This window comes from Rhizobium pantanalense (assembly GCF_030182525.1).
Classification (GTDB): domain Bacteria; phylum Pseudomonadota; class Alphaproteobacteria; order Rhizobiales; family Rhizobiaceae; genus Rhizobium.
In genome coordinates this window covers 100,038-117,492 of the sequence record NZ_JAQJCH010000014.1, presented here as the reverse complement: position 1 = coordinate 117,492, position 17,455 = coordinate 100,038, and the positions used below count along the sequence as shown (strand labels likewise).

The 17,455-nt window shown below is 61.0% G+C and carries 13 protein-coding genes; 7 read left to right on the top strand and 6 right to left on the bottom strand.

The genetic code is table 11. The annotated features are described in order from the left end of the window. Positions 1–4 precede the first annotated feature (4 nt). Together cyoB and cyoA are read right to left on the bottom strand one after the other, a co-directional pair. Entirely contained in the window at positions 5–2,008 is a 2,004-nt protein-coding gene (gene cyoB, locus PH558_RS29305; RefSeq protein WP_069610896.1) for a cytochrome o ubiquinol oxidase subunit I, read from the bottom strand. Between the two features lie 47 nt (positions 2,009–2,055). Then, positions 2,056–3,168, bottom strand: coding sequence for a ubiquinol oxidase subunit II (gene cyoA, locus PH558_RS29300; RefSeq protein WP_095433550.1), 1,113 nt, complete (start codon positions 3,166–3,168; stop codon positions 2,056–2,058). A 392-nt stretch (positions 3,169–3,560) separates the two neighbouring features. Between cyoA and PH558_RS29295 the strand changes: the two genes are divergently transcribed. Further along, positions 3,561–4,898, top strand: coding sequence for an MFS transporter (locus PH558_RS29295; protein WP_095433551.1), 1,338 nt, complete (start codon positions 3,561–3,563; stop codon positions 4,896–4,898). Positions 4,899–4,954: 56 nt separating this feature from the next. Here the strand turns inward: PH558_RS29295 and PH558_RS29290 are convergent, their stop codons facing one another. Together PH558_RS29290 and PH558_RS29285 are read right to left on the bottom strand one after the other, a co-directional pair. Next, the gene (locus PH558_RS29290; protein WP_285207983.1) at positions 4,955–5,659 is read right to left on the bottom strand and encodes an LrgB family protein; all 705 of its coding nucleotides are present in this window, start codon (positions 5,657–5,659) and stop codon (positions 4,955–4,957) included. After that, positions 5,646–6,053: a CidA/LrgA family protein gene (locus PH558_RS29285; protein ID WP_285207982.1), complete on the bottom strand. Its 408-nt coding sequence runs from the start codon at positions 6,051–6,053 to the stop codon at positions 5,646–5,648. Before PH558_RS29285 ends, PH558_RS29290 begins: the two co-directional genes overlap by 14 nt. A 98-nt stretch (positions 6,054–6,151) precedes the next feature. Here PH558_RS29285 and PH558_RS29280 point away from each other — a divergent pair, with 98 nt between their 5' ends. From PH558_RS29280 to PH558_RS29260, 5 genes are all read left to right on the top strand, one after another. After that, on the top strand, positions 6,152–7,036 hold the full coding sequence (locus PH558_RS29280) for a LysR family transcriptional regulator (protein ID WP_095433553.1): 885 nt from the start codon (positions 6,152–6,154) through the stop codon (positions 7,034–7,036). A gap of 120 nt (positions 7,037–7,156) precedes the next feature. Beyond that, positions 7,157–8,173, top strand: coding sequence for an iron ABC transporter substrate-binding protein (locus PH558_RS29275; protein ID WP_285207981.1), 1,017 nt, complete (start codon positions 7,157–7,159; stop codon positions 8,171–8,173). A gap of 218 nt (positions 8,174–8,391) precedes the next feature. Beyond that, entirely contained in the window at positions 8,392–9,939 is a 1,548-nt protein-coding gene (locus tag PH558_RS29270; RefSeq protein WP_285207995.1) for an ABC transporter permease, read from the top strand. Next, positions 9,936–10,991: an ABC transporter ATP-binding protein gene (locus PH558_RS29265; protein ID WP_095433556.1), complete on the top strand. Its 1,056-nt coding sequence runs from the start codon at positions 9,936–9,938 to the stop codon at positions 10,989–10,991. Before PH558_RS29270 ends, PH558_RS29265 begins: the two co-directional genes overlap by 4 nt. A 187-nt stretch (positions 10,992–11,178) precedes the next feature. After that, complete coding sequence (locus tag PH558_RS29260; RefSeq protein ID WP_285207980.1) at positions 11,179–12,351, top strand: M20 aminoacylase family protein; 1,173 nt, start codon at positions 11,179–11,181, stop codon at positions 12,349–12,351. Between the two features lie 85 nt (positions 12,352–12,436). Here PH558_RS29260 and PH558_RS29255 read toward each other — a convergent pair whose 3' ends face one another. Beyond that, complete coding sequence (locus PH558_RS29255; protein WP_285207979.1) at positions 12,437–13,360, bottom strand: nucleoside hydrolase; 924 nt, start codon at positions 13,358–13,360, stop codon at positions 12,437–12,439. 129 nt (positions 13,361–13,489) lie between these two features. Beyond that, complete coding sequence (locus PH558_RS29250) at positions 13,490–14,878, bottom strand: M20/M25/M40 family metallo-hydrolase (RefSeq protein ID WP_285207978.1); 1,389 nt, start codon at positions 14,876–14,878, stop codon at positions 13,490–13,492. A gap of 199 nt (positions 14,879–15,077) precedes the next feature. On the opposite strand from PH558_RS29250, the gene PH558_RS29245 reads away from it, so the two are divergent. Next, positions 15,078–17,420: a bifunctional diguanylate cyclase/phosphodiesterase gene (locus tag PH558_RS29245; protein WP_285207977.1), complete on the top strand. Its 2,343-nt coding sequence runs from the start codon at positions 15,078–15,080 to the stop codon at positions 17,418–17,420. The last annotated feature ends 35 nt before the right edge of the window (positions 17,421–17,455 follow it).

Sequence of the window (17,455 nt, the reverse complement as noted above, 5' to 3'; positions counted from 1 at the left end):
GGTCTTACACCTGTCCTGCGAGCTGCTTCGTACGCTCGTTCTCGGTCTTAACGACCTCGTCGGCGGGGATGTGGTAGTCGCGCTTGTAGTTGAAGGTATGGCCGATCGTGATGACGATCATCGCGACGAAGGTGATGGCGGCGAGCCACCACATGTACCAGATCATCCCGAATGCGAAGCCGATGGAGAGAACGCCGAGGATGATGCCCGTGCCGGTATTCTTCGGCATGTGGATCGGAATGAAGCCTTCGGTCGGCCTGACATAGCCGCGATTCTTCATGTCCCACCACGCGTCGTGATCGTAGACGATGGGCGTGAAGGCGAAGTTGTAGGCCGGCGGCGGCGACGAGGTGGACCATTCCAGCGTGCGGCCGCCCCAGGGATCGCCCGTATGATCGCGAAGCTCTTCGCGCTTCATGAAGCTGACGGCCAGCTGGATGAGGAAGCAGGCGATACCGATGGCGATGAGACCGGCGCCGAAGGCCGCGATGATGAACCAGATCTGCAGCGACGGATCGTCGAACTGGCTGACGCGGCGCGTAACGCCCATCAGGCCGAGGATGTAGAGCGGCATGAAGGCGAACCAGAAGCCGATCTGCCAGAACCAGAAGCTCATCTTGCCCCAGAAGGGGTCGAGCTTGAAGCCGAAGGCCTTCGGGAACCAGTAGTTGACGCCTGCGAACATGCCGAAGAGCACGCCGCCGATGATCACGTTATGGAAGTGGGCGATCAGGAACAGCGAGTTGTGCAGCACGAAATCGGCCGGCGGAACCGCGAGCATGACGCCGGTCATGCCGCCGATGGTGAAGGTCACCATGAAGCCGACGGTCCACAGCATCGGTGGCTCGTAGCGGATACGGCCGTGGTACATCGTGAACAGCCAGTTGAAGAGCTTTGCACCCGTCGGGATCGAGATGATCATCGTCGTGATGCCGAAGAAGGAGTTCACGCTGGCGCCCGAGCCCATCGTGAAGAAGTGGTGCAGCCAGACGAGGTAGGAGAGGATCATGATCACGCAGGTGGCGTAAACCATCGAGGCGTAGCCGAAGAGGCGCTTGCCGCAGAAGGTTGCGACGACTTCCGAGAAGACGCCGAAGGCCGGCAGGATCAGGATGTAGACTTCCGGGTGGCCCCAGATCCAGATGAGGTTGACATACATCATCGGATTGCCGCCGAGGTCGTTCGTGAAGAAGTTCGTGCCGGCGTAACGGTCGAGGGTCAGCAGAGCGAGCGTCGCCGTCAGGATCGGGAAGCTGGCTACGATCAGGATGTTGGTGCAGAGCGACGTCCAGGTGAAGACGGGCATCTTCATGAAGGTCATGCCCGGGGCGCGCATCTTGACGATGGTGGCGATCAGATTGATGCCCGAAAGCGTCGTTCCGATACCCGCGACCTGCAGGCCCCAGATGTAATAATCGACCCCGACGTCTGGACTATAAGCGATGCCGGAAAGCGGCGGGTAAGCCAGCCAGCCGGTTTTCGCGAATTCACCGATGAAAAGCGAAATCATGATGACGATCGCGCCTGCCGTCGTCATCCAGAACGAGAAGTTGTTGAGGAACGGGAAGGAAACGTCGCGGGCGCCGATCTGCAGCGGCACGACGAGGTTCATCAGACCGGTGACGAAGGGCATCGCCACGAAGAAGATCATGATGACGCCGTGGGCGGTGAAGATCTGGTCGTAGTGATGCGGCGGCAGGTAGCCCTCGGATCCGTTGAAGGCGATCGCCTGCTGCAGGCGCATCAGCAGCGCGTCGGAAAAGCCGCGCAGCAGCATGATCAGCGCCAGCACGACATACATGATGCCGATCTTCTTGTGGTCGATGCTGGTGAACCATTCCTTCCAGAGATAGCCCCAGAGGCGGAAATAGGTCAGCAGGCCGAGAACCGCGATGCCGCCGATGGCGACGCCGATGAAGGTCACGACGAGGATCGGTTCGTGATACGGGATCGAATCGAGCGTCAGCCGACCGAAGATGAATTTATAGAGGTCCGGGTTGGAAAACATGGATTGCCTCTGTCCCTTATGAATGTCTTGTTATTGAGCGCACCGGATCAATGACCCTGATGCTGCGCCGAACCGGTCGACGAATCGGAAGAAGAGCCGTTGCCCATATCCATGCCCGGCATGGAGTTGTCGCCATGCTGCATGGTGTGGCCGCCGTCAGCCTTGACCGGCGTGACCTCGGCCGAGGCGCCATCGCGATTGTCATAGATCAGGCGCTCGCGGTTTTCGTGGCTTTCCTTGCCGCCGCCGCCCTTGGCGTCGATATGCATCATTTCGCTCATGCACATCTTGCTCGGATCGGCGCACATATTGAGGATGGCATTGTAAAGACCATCGTCGACGGCGTTGAAGTACTGCACCGGGTTACGTTCGCTCGGCTTGGCAAGCGTCAGGTATTCATTGCGGCCGAGCGCCGTGCCCTGGCTCTTGGCCTTCTGGACCCACTGGTCGAAACCGGCCTGATCCAAACCGTGGAACTTGAAGCGCATGTTCGAGAAGCCGGCGCCGCTATAGTTGGCCGACAGGCCCTGGAATTCGCCGGGATGGTTGATGACGGCGTGGAGCTTCGTCTCCATGCCCGGCATGGCGTAAATCTGGCCTGCCAGCGCCGGGATGAAGAAGGAGTTCATCACCGAGGAGGCCGTGATCTTGAAGTTGATCGGGCGGTCAACGGGAGCTGCCATCTCGTTGACGGTGGCGATACCGTATTCCGGATAGAAGAAGAGCCATTTCCAGTCGAGCGCGACCACTTCGACCGTCAGCGGCTTCACGTCGGCGCTGAGCGGCTTGTCAGCGGCGATGCGGTCGAGCGGGCGGTAGGGGTCGAGCTGATGGGTGCTGATCCAGGTCACCGCGCCGAGCGCGATGATGATGGCAAGCGGAGCGGACCAGATGACCAGCTCCAGACGTGTCGAATGATGCCACTCCGGCTCGTAGGTCGCTTCGTTGTTCGACTGGCGGTATCTCCAGGCAAAGAACAGCGTCAGGAAGATCACCGGGATGATGATGATCAGCATCAGCACGACCGAGACGATGATGAGGTCTCGCTGCTGCATGGCGATATCGCCGGAGGGAGCCATCACCACCAGATTGCAACCTGAGAGCAGCAAAAACAAAGGGATGACGGATAAACGGCTGAAAATCTTCGATAGTCTTGGCACGTCTTAAAGCTCTTTTTGTTTCGACCCTACCGCGACTAAAGGACGGCGGTCATGAACGATATGAGGTGTTTCGTCGCACCGCAGCAAGCTTGAGTGCATTGCGGTATGGAATGCTGTCCCACGTATCGGGAAAACCCTCAGAAATCCAGAAGGTTTTCTATCAAGCAATTCGCTTTTGCCGGCGCTAATATACCTGGATCGGAACAAATGGCCATCACCGGCGGTTTTTCTTCGACCGGAACGCGGCGCCAAAGGCAGATAATGGCTCGACTGATTGCTAATTTGCGAATTATTTCATGCTGGATACTTGATATGTTCGCACGTTTGATCGACATTTTCATTACGCGCGAATTCGTGGAGGAATTCGTGCTCGGAGAGGGAGGCTCCCGCGCATGGTCAGCGTAACGCATGAATCACTGAACCCCACATCTTCAACTCTGGAGAGCGATGCCCGCAGCATGCATGCGGGGGGCTCGGTCGCCCCCGGCAACATCGCCATCGGCGTGATTATTGGTCGCACATCGGAATTCTTCGATTTCTTCGTCTATGCCATTGCATCTGTGCTGGTCTTCCCGAAGCTCATCTTCCCCTTCGCCGACCCGCTCCATGGCACGATGCTTTCCTTCCTGGTCTTCGCGCTGGCCTTCATCGCCCGTCCGATCGGTTCGTTCATCTTCATGGCGATCGACCGGCGCTACGGGCGCGGGGTGAAACTTACGATCGCGCTGTTCCTGCTTGGCGGCTCGACGGCCGCGATGAGCTTCCTGCCCGGCTATTCGGAAGTCGGTGTCTATGCAATCATCCTGCTTGCCATTTTCCGGATCGGTCAGGGTCTTGCACTTGGTGGTGCATGGGACGGCTTGGCTTCGCTCCTGGCGCTTAACGCACCGACGAACCATCGTGGCTGGTATGCGATGATCCCGCAGCTCGGCGCCCCGATCGGCTTCATGCTTGCAAGCGCTCTGTTTGCCTATTTCGTCACGAGCCTCACGACCGCGGACTTCCTGGATTGGGGCTGGCGCTATCCCTTCTTCTGCGCCTTCGCCGTCAACGTCGTGGCGCTCTTTGCCCGCCTGCGCCTGGTCGCCACCGAGGAGTTCGGCACGCTCTTGGAGCGTCATGAGCTGGAGCCCGTGAAGATGACGGAGCTGCTGCGCGTGCATGGCCGCGATGTCCTGATCGGCGCCTTCGTGCCCCTGGCAAGCTTTGCGACCTTCCACCTTGTGACCGTCTTCCCCCTCGGCTGGGTGACGCTTTACAGCGAGCAGACTCCCGGTTCGTTCCTGCTGGTGGAGTTCCTCGGCGCGATCTGCGGCATTCTCGCCATCATCTGTTCCGGTATGCTCGCCGACCGGATCGGCCGCCGCAATCAGCTAGCCATCGGCGCCGTGCTGATCGCCTGCTTCGCCTTCGTGGCACCCTGGCTGCTTGATGGCGGCGCGACTGGCCGCCACATCTACGTGGTTCTCGGCTTCACGCTGCTCGGCCTCTCCTTCGGTCAGGCGGCAGGCGCCAGCGCCTCCCGCTTCAGCCAAAACTATCGCTACAGCGGCTCGGCCCTGGTGTCGGATCTGTCCTGGCTGATCGGTGCCGGTTTCGCGCCCTTCGTGGCGCTTGCCCTCTCCAGCCAGTTCGGCCTGGTCTATACGAGCCTCTATCTGCTCTCCGGCGTCGTCTGCACGCTGGTCGCGATCTTCTTCAGCAAGACGCTGGAGACGCGGGACAACTGAGGCGGATTTTCGAATGCGAAAGGGCCGCGGCATGCATGTGCCGCGGCTTTTTCCGTTCAGGACGAGTGCATCAGCCAGGCGATCAACGGTGCCGCCAGCACGTTGGTCAATCCCACCAGCACCATGACGAGACCGGCGATCGATCCTTCCTCGCGGCCGATCTCATGCGCCTTGGCCACTCCGATGCCATGTGCCCCCATGCCGTAAAGCGCACCGCGGGCCATACCTGATCTGAGCGGCAGCAGCTGCAGCAGCATCTGGCCGATAACGGCGCCGAATAGGCCGGTAATAACGACGAAGACGGCGGTCAGGTTGGGCACGCCGCCGATATCATTGGAAACCACCATGGCGAAGGGCGTGCTGATCGAGCGCGGCATCAGGCTGAGCCGCAGGCTTTCGTCGAGACCGAGAAGGCTCGCAAATCCCCAGGCCGAGATCATGGCGGTCGTGCTGCCGATCGTCACGCCGAACAGCAGGACAGGCCAATAGCGCTTGATGAGGCCTCGCTGTTCGTAGATCGGCACTGCAAAAGCCACTGTCGCCGGTCCGAGCAGCGCAAGCAGCCAGCGGCTGTCATGCATATAATCCTGGTAATTCGCGTGCAGTGCCAGTGCGAGCACAATCAAGATAGCAGGTGCCGCCACCAGCGGCGACAACAAGAGCGAAGGCCGACGCCGATAGAGCATCTTGGAAAGATAATAAAGTCCGATCGTCGCCAGCGGCCAGAATAGGCCGGCTGCGAGACTTTCAATGCTGGACATGGCGGGGTGCTCTCTGGCGCATCATCAGGCGGTAGCCGAAATCGATCGCTATCGCGGTGACACCCATGACGATAATGGTGCCGGTGAAGATCACCGCAAGCACTTTCAGCCCGATGAGACCGATGAATTCGCCATGATCGAGCAAAGCCAGCACTGCCGGCACGAAGAACAAGAGCATTTCGGCGAGAAACCACTCCGCGCCACGCTTCATGCTCGCCAGCTTCACCTTGCCGCTCGAAAAGAGTACCAGTACCAGCAGCATGCCGACGATGGCGCCGGGTATCGGCAGATGTGCCAGGTGGGCAATGGCTTCGCCCGCCTGCCAGAAGGCAAGCAGCAGCAGGATCTGAGCGAGGCAGCTCAATTTTGGATGGTTCTTTGGGTCGATACGCATGGAAGGCTCGGGAAAATCTCTCGATCTGACAATAGGCGCTTCCATTTCATGAGGAAAATGAATTGATTTCATGAAATCAAGTCCTGTAAGGAATACTTATGGAGCTTCGGGCACTGAAAGCCTTCGTCGAAGTGGTGCGCCAGGGCGGCTTTTCGGAAGCCGCCAAGGTGGTGTTCACCACGCAATCGGCCGTCAGCAAGGCCGTGCGCCAGCTGGAGGACGAGCTTGGCCTGCCGCTGCTCAACCGCATCGGCCATCGCGCGACCCTGACCGATGCTGGTGAGGTGGTCTATCGTCGGGCAATTGCGATCCTTGCCGGGCGTGACGATCTTCTGGCGGAATTGTCGGAGCTTCGTGGGCTCGCGCGCGGCGCCCTGCGGCTTGGTTTGCCACCGATCGGCAACGATGCCCTCTTCGCTCCGGTGTTCGCCGTCTTCCGCAACCGCTATCCTGGTATCGAGATCAGATTGGTGGAGCAAGGCGCCAAGCGGCTCGAGGAAATGGTGCTGGCCGACGAGGTCGATCTCGGCGCCTCGCTGCTGCCGATGCCCGATGTCTTCGAGTGGCAGACCGTGCGCTGCGAGCCGATGCATGTCCTCCTACCATCGGCGCATCCTCTCGCCGGGCAGCAAACGGTGCCCCTGGCAGCGCTCAAGGACTACCCCTTTCTCCTCTTCGAAACCGGCTTCGCGCTGAATGGCATCATTCTCGACGCCTGCCGCGCGGCTGGCTTTGCGCCTGATATTGCGGCGCGCTCAAGCCAGATCAATTTCATTGTCGAACTGGTTGCCGCGGGCCTCGGTGTGGGCTTCCTGCCACGGCTGATCGCCGAACAGCGCCAGCGTTCTAGCATCGCCCATGCGCTCGTCGTCGAACCTGGCATGGAGTGGAACATGGCCTGGATCTGGCGGCGCGGCGGATATCTGTCCCATGCCGGTCGTGCCTGGCTCGACCTCGCAGCCGAGATAGCGGCGAAATCTTGACTCTGATTTCAAACTTTTGTGATAAAGCGACCCGAGTGCAAACTTGAAAAAGACTCTCAGGAAAAATATAGGCTACCGCATTGCTGCCTGGGAGCAGCGCTTTCCAAGCGAGAGGACTTAATGACTTTTTCCTTTTCTCATCTCACCAGTGCGCTGGCGCTTGCCGCCGGCCTTGCGGTTGCTCCGATGATGGCGAATGCCGCCGATTCCGAAGGCATTGTCGTCTACAACGCTCAACATGAAGCGCTGACGCAGGCCTGGGCGGATGGCTTCACCAAGGAAACCGGCATCAAGGTTACGATCCGCAACGGTAGCGACATGCAGTTCGCCAACCAGATCGTCCAGGAAGGTGCTGCCTCTCCCGCCGACGTCTATCTGACGGAAAATTCCCCGGGCATGACGCTGGTCGATGCCAACAAGCTCTTCGCTCCCATCGATGCCGCCACGCTCGCCCAGGTGCCGGAAACCTTCAAGGCTGCCGATGGCAACTGGGTCGGCGTCGCCGCCCGTTCCACCGTTTTCGCCTATGACAAGACCAAGCTGAAGGAAGCCGATCTGCCGAAATCGCTCCTCGATCTCGCCGATCCCAAGTGGAAGGGCCGTTGGGGCGCTTCGCCCGCCGGCGCCGACTTCCAGGCGATCGTCAGCGCGCTTCTGGAGCTGAAGGGTGAAGACGCGACCCGCGCCTGGCTGAAGGCGATGAAGGAAAATGCCAGCTTCTACAAGGGCAACAGCGTCGCAATGAAGGCCGTCAATGCCGGCGAGATCGAAGGCGCTGTCATCTATCACTATTACTGGTTCGGCGATCAGGCCAAGACAGGCGAAAACAGCAAGAATGTCTCGCTGCACTATTTCAAGAACCAGGATCCGGGCGCATTCGTCAGCATCTCCGGTGGCGGTATCCTGGCATCCAGCCAGCATCAGAAGGAAGCGCAGGCTTTCCTGAAGTGGATCACCGGCAAAGGCGGTCAGGCCGTTCTGCGCGATGGCGATTCCTATGAATATGCCGTCGGCAATGGCGAAGCTTCCAATCCCAAGCTGGTGCCGATTCCCGACCTGCAGGCTCCAAAGATCGAGCCTTCGAAGCTGAACAGCAAGAAGGTCACCGATCTGATGACGGAAGCTGGTCTCATCTAAGGCGAAAGCCCGCCCCGCAGCGCCTTTCGCGCGCGTTCGGCCGGGCTTTGCTCTTGCATCGCAGTCGCATGCCCTGCTAGGGGCATGGGATGGCCTTTTAAGGCCGACCGATCGGGCAATCGCCGTCAACGGCGGTTGCCTTCCTATTTCAGGGCGTGAAAGGCAGCTCGGATTTGCTGCAGAAAAACACATATGCCGGCGAGCCTGCCGCCATGCGAATGCCCCCGTTGACGGCTGCCCCCCGCTGCCGCGTCCGGCATGCCTCCGTCGTCGCCCTTGCTTCCGTCGTCGCGCTTTTAAGCCTGGTGCCGCTCGGCTTCATCGTCTGGATCACGATCGACACCGGCTGGGCCGAAGTCGCAGCGCTCATCTTCCGCAACCGAGTCGGCGAGCTGCTCGTCAATACCGTCTTGCTGGAAGTCTGCACTATCCCGCTTTCCATCCTGCTGGCGGTCACGCTCGCCTGGTTGACGGAACGTACCGATATTCCGGGAGCGCGCCTCTGGTCCTGGCTTGCGGCGGCACCTCTTGCCGTGCCCGCTTTCGTGCACAGCTATGCCTGGGTCAGCCTCGTGCCGAGCATGCGCGGGCTCTGGAGTGGTGTACTGGTCTCGGTGCTCGCCTATTTTCCCTTCCTCTACCTGCCGGTCGCGGCCGCCCTGCGCCGGCTCGATCCGGCGATCGAGGATGCCGCCGCCTCGCTCGGCCTCGGTCCCTGGCGTGTCTTCTTCCGGGCAATCCTGCCGCAGCTTCGTCTCGCCATCTGCGGCGGCTCGCTGCTGATCGGCCTGCATCTCCTGGCGGAATACGGTCTCTACGTGATGATCCGCTTCGACACCTTCTCGACGGCGATCGTCGACCAGTTTCAATCCGCCTATAACAGCCCGGCCGCCAATATGCTCGGCGGCGTCCTCGTCTTCTGCTGCCTGCTGCTGCTCGGCATCGAGGTGCTGGCGCGCGGCAACGAACGCTATGCTCGCATCGGCTCGGGTGCAGCGCGGCCGGCCGATCGGCGCCGTCTCGGCTGGTTCGTCGTTCCCGCGGTCACGCTGCCCGTCGTCACGGCTGCGCTGACCCTCGGCATTCCCTTCGTCACCCTGGCGCGCTGGCTTTATCTCGGCGGTGCGGGTGTCTGGCGGGTCGATACGGTCGGTTCCGCCTTGCTGCAGACCATTCTTCTCGCGATTGCCGGCGGCCTCCTCGCTACCATCGCGGCGACCCCCATGGCATGGCTGTCGGTGCGTGCCCCCGGCCGGCTGCAGCGCATTCTCGAAGCCTGTCACTATTATGTCGGCTCGCTGCCGGGCGTCGTCGTCGCCCTTGCCCTGGTGTCGATCACCGTCCGGCTGATCCTGCCGCTCTATCAGACCTTTGCCACCTTGCTGCTCGCCTATGTGCTGCTGTTCCTGCCACGTGCCATGGTCGGCCTGCGCGCCAGCATCGCCCAGGCACCCGTCGAGCTCGAACGCGCCGCCATGGCGCTTGGCCGTACGCCGGCGCAAGCCGTTCGGCAGATCACCATGCGGCTCGCCGCTCCCGGTTTTGCCGCCAGCGTCGCGTTGGTCGCACTTGGCATCACCAACGAGCTGACGGCGACGCTGATGCTCTCCCCCAACGGCACAGAAACGCTTGCGACGAAATTCTGGTCGCTGACCAGCGAGATCGACTATGTTTCCGCAGCACCCTACGCCTTTATGATGGTCGTCCTGTCGCTGCCGCTCACCCTTCTCCTTTACGTGCAATCCAAGCGAACGGCCGGACAATGACCTTTCTGGCAATCAAGAATATCAGCAAACGCTACGGCCCCGTGCATGCGCTCGATAATATCGACCTCACGGTCGCCGCCGGCAGCCGCACGGCCATTGTCGGCCCGTCCGGTTCGGGCAAGACAACGCTGCTGCGCATCATCGCCGGCTTCGAGGTTCCCGATGCGGGCCAAGTGGTGCTGCAGGGCGAGACCCTGGCCGATGGCGAAGCCATCGTGCCAGCGCACCGCCGTGGCATCGGCATCGTCTCGCAGGATGGTGCCCTGTTCCCGCATCTGAGCGTATCGGAGAATATCGGTTTCGGTATGGAGCGCGGTGCGCGCGACCGCGATCAGCGCATCAATGCCCTCATCGACATGGTCGAGCTCGATCGCGGCATGCTCGATCGCCGGCCGCATCAGCTCTCCGGCGGCCAGCAGCAGCGCGTGGCGCTTGCCCGCGCGCTCGGCCGCAAGCCGAGATTGATGCTGCTCGACGAACCCTTCTCCGCCCTCGATACAGGACTGCGCGAAAACATGCGCAAGGCCGTCGCCCGCGTGCTGCAGATTGCCGGCATCACCGCCGTTCTGGTGACGCATGACCAGGCGGAAGCCTTGTCCTTTGCCGATCAGGTCGCCGTCCTGCGCGAGGGCAGGCTCATACAGGCCGGCACGCCGCAGGCGCTCTATCTCAGCCCCAGGGATCGCGAGACCGCGCTCTTCCTCGGCGATGCCATCGTGCTGTCCGCCGATCTCGACAGAGGGGCTGCCAGATGTGTTCTCGGGCAGATTCCGGTCGATGCCGATAACCGGCAGGGACGCACCGAGATCATGTTGCGGCCCGAGCAATTACGCCTCCGGGCGATCGATGAGGCCGGTACAGGTGCTGCCTGCACCGGCAAGGTGACCGAAATCGAGTTCGGCGGTGCCGTCTGCGCTGTTACGGTCGTGCTCTCCAACGGCTCGGAGACGCTGAATATCAAGAGCTCCGGCGTCGGCCTGCCCGAAGTCGGCAGCATGGTTTCGGTGAGCGTCATCGGAAGAGCACATGTGTTCGACAGGCTCGATAGCTAAGCGTTAATTCGGGTTGAAGCGGACGATACTTTGGGGAAGATAAGGCATGTCGCGCAAAAGTGTGCAGCGGTTTTGCGACAACGACATGCGTCAATTCAAGGTCCTAAAGCGCAAGAAGCGAATCTGAAAGATCGCGGTGCGCTTTAGGCACACGCCGTCATCGTGTCCCGCGCCGAAGGAACCTCCCATGTCTTTTCCCGATGAGATCGAGCCGGATCTTCCCTTCCTCACCTCGCTTCGCCGCAACCTCCATGCCCATCCCGAACTCGGCTTCGAGGAGGAACGCACCAGCGGCATTGTCGCCACCTTGCTGGAGGAAGCAGGGCTGACCGTGCATCGCGGTCTCGGCAAGACCGGCGTCGTCGGTACGCTGCAGGTTGGTAATGGCACGCGCCGTATCGGCCTTCGCGCCGACATGGATGCGCTCGCCATGCCGGAAAAGGGCAATCGCCCCTATAAATCCACCATTCCCGGCAAGATGCATGCCTGCGGGCATGATGGCCACACGACCATGCTGCTCGGTGCCGCCCGTCATCTGGCCGCCAAGCGCGGCTTCTCCGGCACGGTGCATTTCATCTTCCAGCCGGCTGAGGAGGGTCGTGGTGGCGCCAGGCGCATGGTGGAAGATGGCCTTTTCGATCTCTTCCCCTGCGATGCCGTCTACGGGCTGCACAATATGCCCGGTCTCGCGGTCGATGAGATGGCGGTCGTCGAAGGACCGCAGCTTGCCTCGTCGGACAGCTGGCGCATCACCTTCCGCGGTACCGGCACCCACGGCGCCAAGCCGCATCTCGGCAAGGACCCGATCACGGCGGCAGCAACCTTCCTATCCTCGCTGCAGACCATCGTCGGGCGCGTCGTCGATCCGCTGCAGCCGGCCGTCGTCAGTGCCTGCTCGCTGCAGGCGGGCAATCCGAATGCGCTGAACGTCATTCCCGATACGGTCGAGATCGGCGGCACGGCGCGCGCCTATACGCCTGAGGTCCGCGATCAGCTGGAAGAGGAGATCGGACGCCTGGCGCATGGGACTGCAGCCATGTTCAACATTGCCGCCGATTATCAGTTCGAGCGCCGCATACCGCCCGTCGTCAACGATGCCGATGCCACGGCGCGGGCGCTGAAAGCTGCTACGACGGCCTTTGGCGAGAACGTGCTGACCCGCTTTCCGCCATCGACCGCCGGCGATGACTTCGCCTTCTTCGGTCAGAATGCTCCCGGCTGTTACGTCTGGCTCGGCAACGGTCCCGCCGTCGACGGCGCCATGCATCACAATACCGCCTACGATTTCAACGACGAGGCGATCGCCTCGGGTGTGGCCTTCTGGACGACACTGGTCGTACAGGAATTGAGAGAGAACTGAGACAGGTCTCAACGTGCCTCACTGCGGATACATCCTCTATCACCGCAGCTTGAGAATTTGAGATACGATATTTCTACGTCGCTTTTCAGCGGCTGGCCTCTTGCAGCAAGGCGTCGAATATGATCCGGCGTGCCCTTTCGGCATCGATTTCCGCCGCGAAATGGGCATTGAATTGCCCATGCGAGGCCCGCGTTTCGACGACGGTGCGCCCGCGCGTATGCTGCCCCTGCAGTTCCGCATCGATCCGGGCATGCCGAAGGGTGGCGATGCCAGGTTCGACGAAAATGGCGGCAGCCGTCGGATCGTAGATCGCCATGGCCGGTCTGCCGCGGCTGATGGCGATGTTGATGTAGCCTTCCAGCAGGTCCGCAAGCAGTTGTGCCTTTTCTCCGGCTATCTTCCGGATATGGGCAACATCTTCCGGCCAGGCCAGCACCTTGCGGCAGATATCGAGATCGACCATGCGCAATGGCAGACCATGCGCAAGGACGATCGCAAGCGCCTCCGGATCGGCAAAGGCGTTGAACTCCGCCGACGCCGTGTGGTTGCCCGAGGTGACGCCGCCGCCCATCCAGGTGAGCTCGTCGATGCGGGTGGCGAGATCCGGCCGTGCCAGCGCCAGCGCTGCGATGTTCGTAAGCGGTCCAAGCGCCAGGATGCGCTTCGGGCCGTTGCGGTCGGAAAGCCAATTGCTGAGTGCGTCGAAGGCATCGCTCGCCGGAAGCGGGTTCGCCGGCGGCAGGCTTCTGCCTGTGGTCGGAATGCCGCTCTGGCCTAGAATGCCTTGCGCCGTTTCCAGCTTGCAAAGCACGGGCAGCTCACGTCCGGTATGGATCGGAAACGTCCAGTTGAAGACCGCAGCCGCGCTCGCGGCATTGGCCTGGACATGAGACAGCGGCGCATTGCCGCTGACAAGCGAAACGCCGTCGATGACAAGATCCGAGTGCGCGACCACCAGGATGGCGGCAATGTCATCGAATCCCATATCGGTATCGATCCAGATTCCCATGTCTTATCTCATCGGCGGTATGAATTGGCGCGACGGCCGTCTCGGCCCGTCGCTTCGGATGACGGCATCCCTTGCCATCCGGCGGGGATGGTCGCGGGTCGCGCAAGGACGCGCGCACCCGCAGATGGCTTAGCTGGCGAGTGCGTCGAGGATGCGGATCCAGGAACGGATGCCCTTGTGATAGGAGCGCAGCTCGTATTTCTCGTTCGGCGAATGGATGCGATCGTCGGAAAGGCCGAATCCGACGAGCAGCGATTCCATGCTAAGCATCCTCTGGAAATCGCCGACGATCGGGATCGAGCCGCCTTCGCCGACAACGATGGCGGGATTTGGCCACTCGTTGGAAAGTGCCGTCTTCGCCTTGCTCAGTACCGGAGAATCGTAGGAAAGCTGGATAGCCGGCGAGCCGCCGTGTTCATGGAATTCCACCGAGCAATCTCCCGGGATCTTCGATCGCACATAAGCGCGGAAGCTCTCGCGAATTGCCGCCGGGTTCTGCCGGCCGACGAGACGGAAGGAGACCTTCGCCGATGCTTTGGCGGCGATCACGGTCTTGAAACCGGCGCCGGTATAGCCGCCGGTGATGCCGTTGACTTCCGCGGTTGGCCGCGCCCAGATCAGCTCCATCACTGAACGGCCCTTTTCCCCCGAGGGAATGGACAGGCCGACTTCGCCGAGGAATTTTTCCGTCGTCATTCCGAGCGTTTCCCAGGAGGCCTTGATATTAGCCGGCGTTTCCTCGACGCCGTCATAGAAGCCGTCGAGCGTTACGCGCCCGGTCTCGTCATGCAGGCCGGCGAGAATATCGGAGAGGATGTGGATCGGATTGGCGGCGGCACCGCCGAACATGCCCGAATGCAGGTCGCGGTCAGCGGCGTTGATGATGATCTCCTCGCCGACGAGGCCGCGTAGGCTGGCTGAGATGGACGGCGTTTCACCATCCCACATGCCGGTATCACAGACGAGGGCGAAATCCGCCTTCAGCTCGGCGGCATTGGCTTCGAGGAAGGGCTTGAGCGAGGGCGAGCCGGATTCCTCTTCGCCTTCGAAGAGGATGGTGATGCGCACCGGCAGTGCGCCCCTGGTTTCCTTATAGGCGCGCACCGCCTCGACGAAGGTCATCAGCTGTCCCTTGTCGTCGGACGTGCCGCGGCCCGTCAGGACCTTGCGGCCATTGCCCAGGTCCTTGATTTCCGGAGCGAATGGGTCGCTTTCCCAAAGCTCGAGGGGATCGACGGGCTGCACGTCGTAGTGGCCGTAGAACAGCACATGCGGCGCATCCGCGCTGCCGGCATCGTGATGAGCGACCACCATCGGATGGCCGGGCGTATCGCGCAGGGAAGCCTTGAAGCCGATCGAGTTCAAGTAGGTGACGAGCCATTCCGCCGCCTTGCGGCATTCTGCCTTGTAGTCCGGGTCGGTCGAGATGGACTTGATGCGCAGCAGTTCGAAGAGATTGTCGAGGCTGGAAGGGAGGTTCTGATCGGCGCGGTCGAGAACGGGCGATAGATCGGTCATATCCGACTCCTTACATGAGATTTGGATGGACGATAGACCAAAGCCCGGCGGGTTTCGAGGCGTTAAAACTGAAAATTTACCGTAGCTTGCGTCTTTCGATCGAGGCACGCTCTTATGTGATTAGTTGCGCATGTAGTTTACAAGTTTTTTAGATTATTAGAAATAACGTCAATCCAGAAGCGTATTCTGGAGACGCGTAATGTTTTCAGTGATTGCATGTATTCGTGACGATCATGACTTCAGGCTTATTATTGTAGCGGCGATCATCTGCCTTATCGGCAGCCTTGCCACCATGCTCCTTTTTTCGCGTGCGCAGGAATGCCAGTCGCATCAGCGTCGCTATTGGATTGTTGCCGCGGCTTTTGCCAGCGGTGTCGGCATCTGGGCAACGCATTTCATCGCCATGCTCGCCTATCAGAACAGTCTTCCGATCTCCTATGGCGTTTCGCTGACGGTGCTTTCGGTGGTTCTTGCCATCGTCGGCTCATGGCTTGCCATTGCCGTTGCCTTCGAATGGGATAATCGCGTTTCCTTTGCGGTCGGCGGCATGCTGATGGCGTTTGGAATAGCCGCCATGCATTTCACGGGAATGCAGGCCATTGAGGCCTCGGCAGAGCTCTCCTTCGATATATCGCGCGTCGTCGCTTCAGTCGTCATCGGTGGCGTCTTCTCCTCCCTGGCTTTTCTGGTGTTTCGCAGCCTTCATGGCTTCGGGCGCATCATGGCTGGCGCTTTTCTTCTGCTGCTTGCGATTTGCTCCCTGCATTTCACCGCGATGAGCGGCGTCACGTTGACGCCCGAAGTGACCATGCCGGGTGCTGCCCTCGCCATGGATCGAAGCATCCTTGCCGGTATCGTCATGGCCGCCGCGATGGGGCTGATCCTCATCGCTCTCGGCGCCATCTTCGTCGATCGTCATTTGACCGACCTCCGGGGTTTCGCCAATGCTTCGTTGGAAGGGCTGCTCATCGTCCGTGACGGTCGGGTGATTGATGCGAACGAGCGGTTCTTCGCCATTTCCGGCTGGTCGGCGCAGCAGGTGATTGGTATCGCACCCGATGTCTTTCTGAGCATCGACATGGATATCCAGGCCGAAGCTGCCATTCCCCTGGAAACGACGCTGTCGGGGTGCGATGGCAAGGCGATCCCCGTCGAGACCGTGCGGCGTTCCATCACCTATCGCGGCCACGAATGCAGCGTGCTTGTCGTGCGCGACCTGACCGAGCGTCGCCAGGCGCAGCAGATGATCGAGCACCTGGCTCACCACGATATATTGACGGATCTGCCCAATCGCTCGCTGTTCGATCAGCGCATGCGCCAGGCACTGCAGATGGTGAACCGCAGGGGTGGCGAGGTCGCGATCTTCTGCCTGGATCTCGACCGCTTCAAGGCGATCAATGACGTCTTCGGTCACGCTGAAGGAGACCGTATCCTCTGCAAGGTCGCCGGCATCCTGCAGCGCGCGATCGAGGATGGCGATACGGTAGCAAGGCTTGGCGGCGACGAATTCGCCATCATCCAGCCGAAGCGCCGGCAGCCCGAAGGAGCAACCCGCCTCGCCGAGCGCATCCTGGCCGAATTCGGCATGGAAATGGATACGGCGCGCGATCCGACGGCCGTCGGCGTCAGCATCGGCATAGCCATCTATCCGCGTGACGGCACGAGCGCCGAGCAGCTTTACGCCAATGCGGATATGGCGCTTTATCGCGCCAAGCATGCAGGCCGTGGCCACGCCTGTTTCTTCGATGCGGAAATGGACAAGGCCGTGCGCACGCGCCGTCAGCTAGAGAACGATCTGCGCCAGGCCATTCTCCGCCGGCAGCTCTTTCTGGAATATCAGCCGATCTACGACGTCGGCAGCGACAGCGTCAGCGGCTATGAGGCGCTGTTGCGCTGGGCGCATCCGGATCGCGGCGTGATCGAACCGGAGACGTTTATTCCCATTGCCGAGGAAAGCGGATCGATTGTCGCGATCGGCGAGTGGGTGCTGCAGCAGGCGTGCCAGGAGGCGACGCGCTGGAGCGAGCCCGCGAATGTCGCGGTCAATCTCTCGCCACTGCAATTCATGATCCCGACCCTGTACGACCAGATCGAACGGATCCTGCGCAAAACCGGCCTCGATCCGCAGCGCCTCGAACTGGAGATCACAGAGGCTGCCCTGATGCGTGAGCGCACGGCTGTCATCGCGACCCTGCAGCGGCTGCATCGCCTCGGTGTGCGCGTGGTCATGGATGATTTCGGCACCGGCTTTTCCTCGCTCAGCAATCTGCGCGCCTTCCCCTTCGACAAGATCAAGGTCGACCGCAGCTTCACCGGCGCCCTCGAACACGATCCGGCAGCACGCTCAATCGTCCGCGCCATCATCGGCCTCGGCCACAGCCTGAACATGCCTGTCGTCACGGAAGGCGTGGAAACGGAAACCCAGCGTCGCATCGTCATCGAGGAAGGCTGCGCTCAGCTTCAGGGAATATTCTTCGGCAAGCCGGATGTTGGGCCTAGCCAACATCAAGCTGTGCTGGAAAAGGTGGTCGGACGAGGCTAGGGCCATTGCACCTTTTACATGTGCATTCTCTGAAT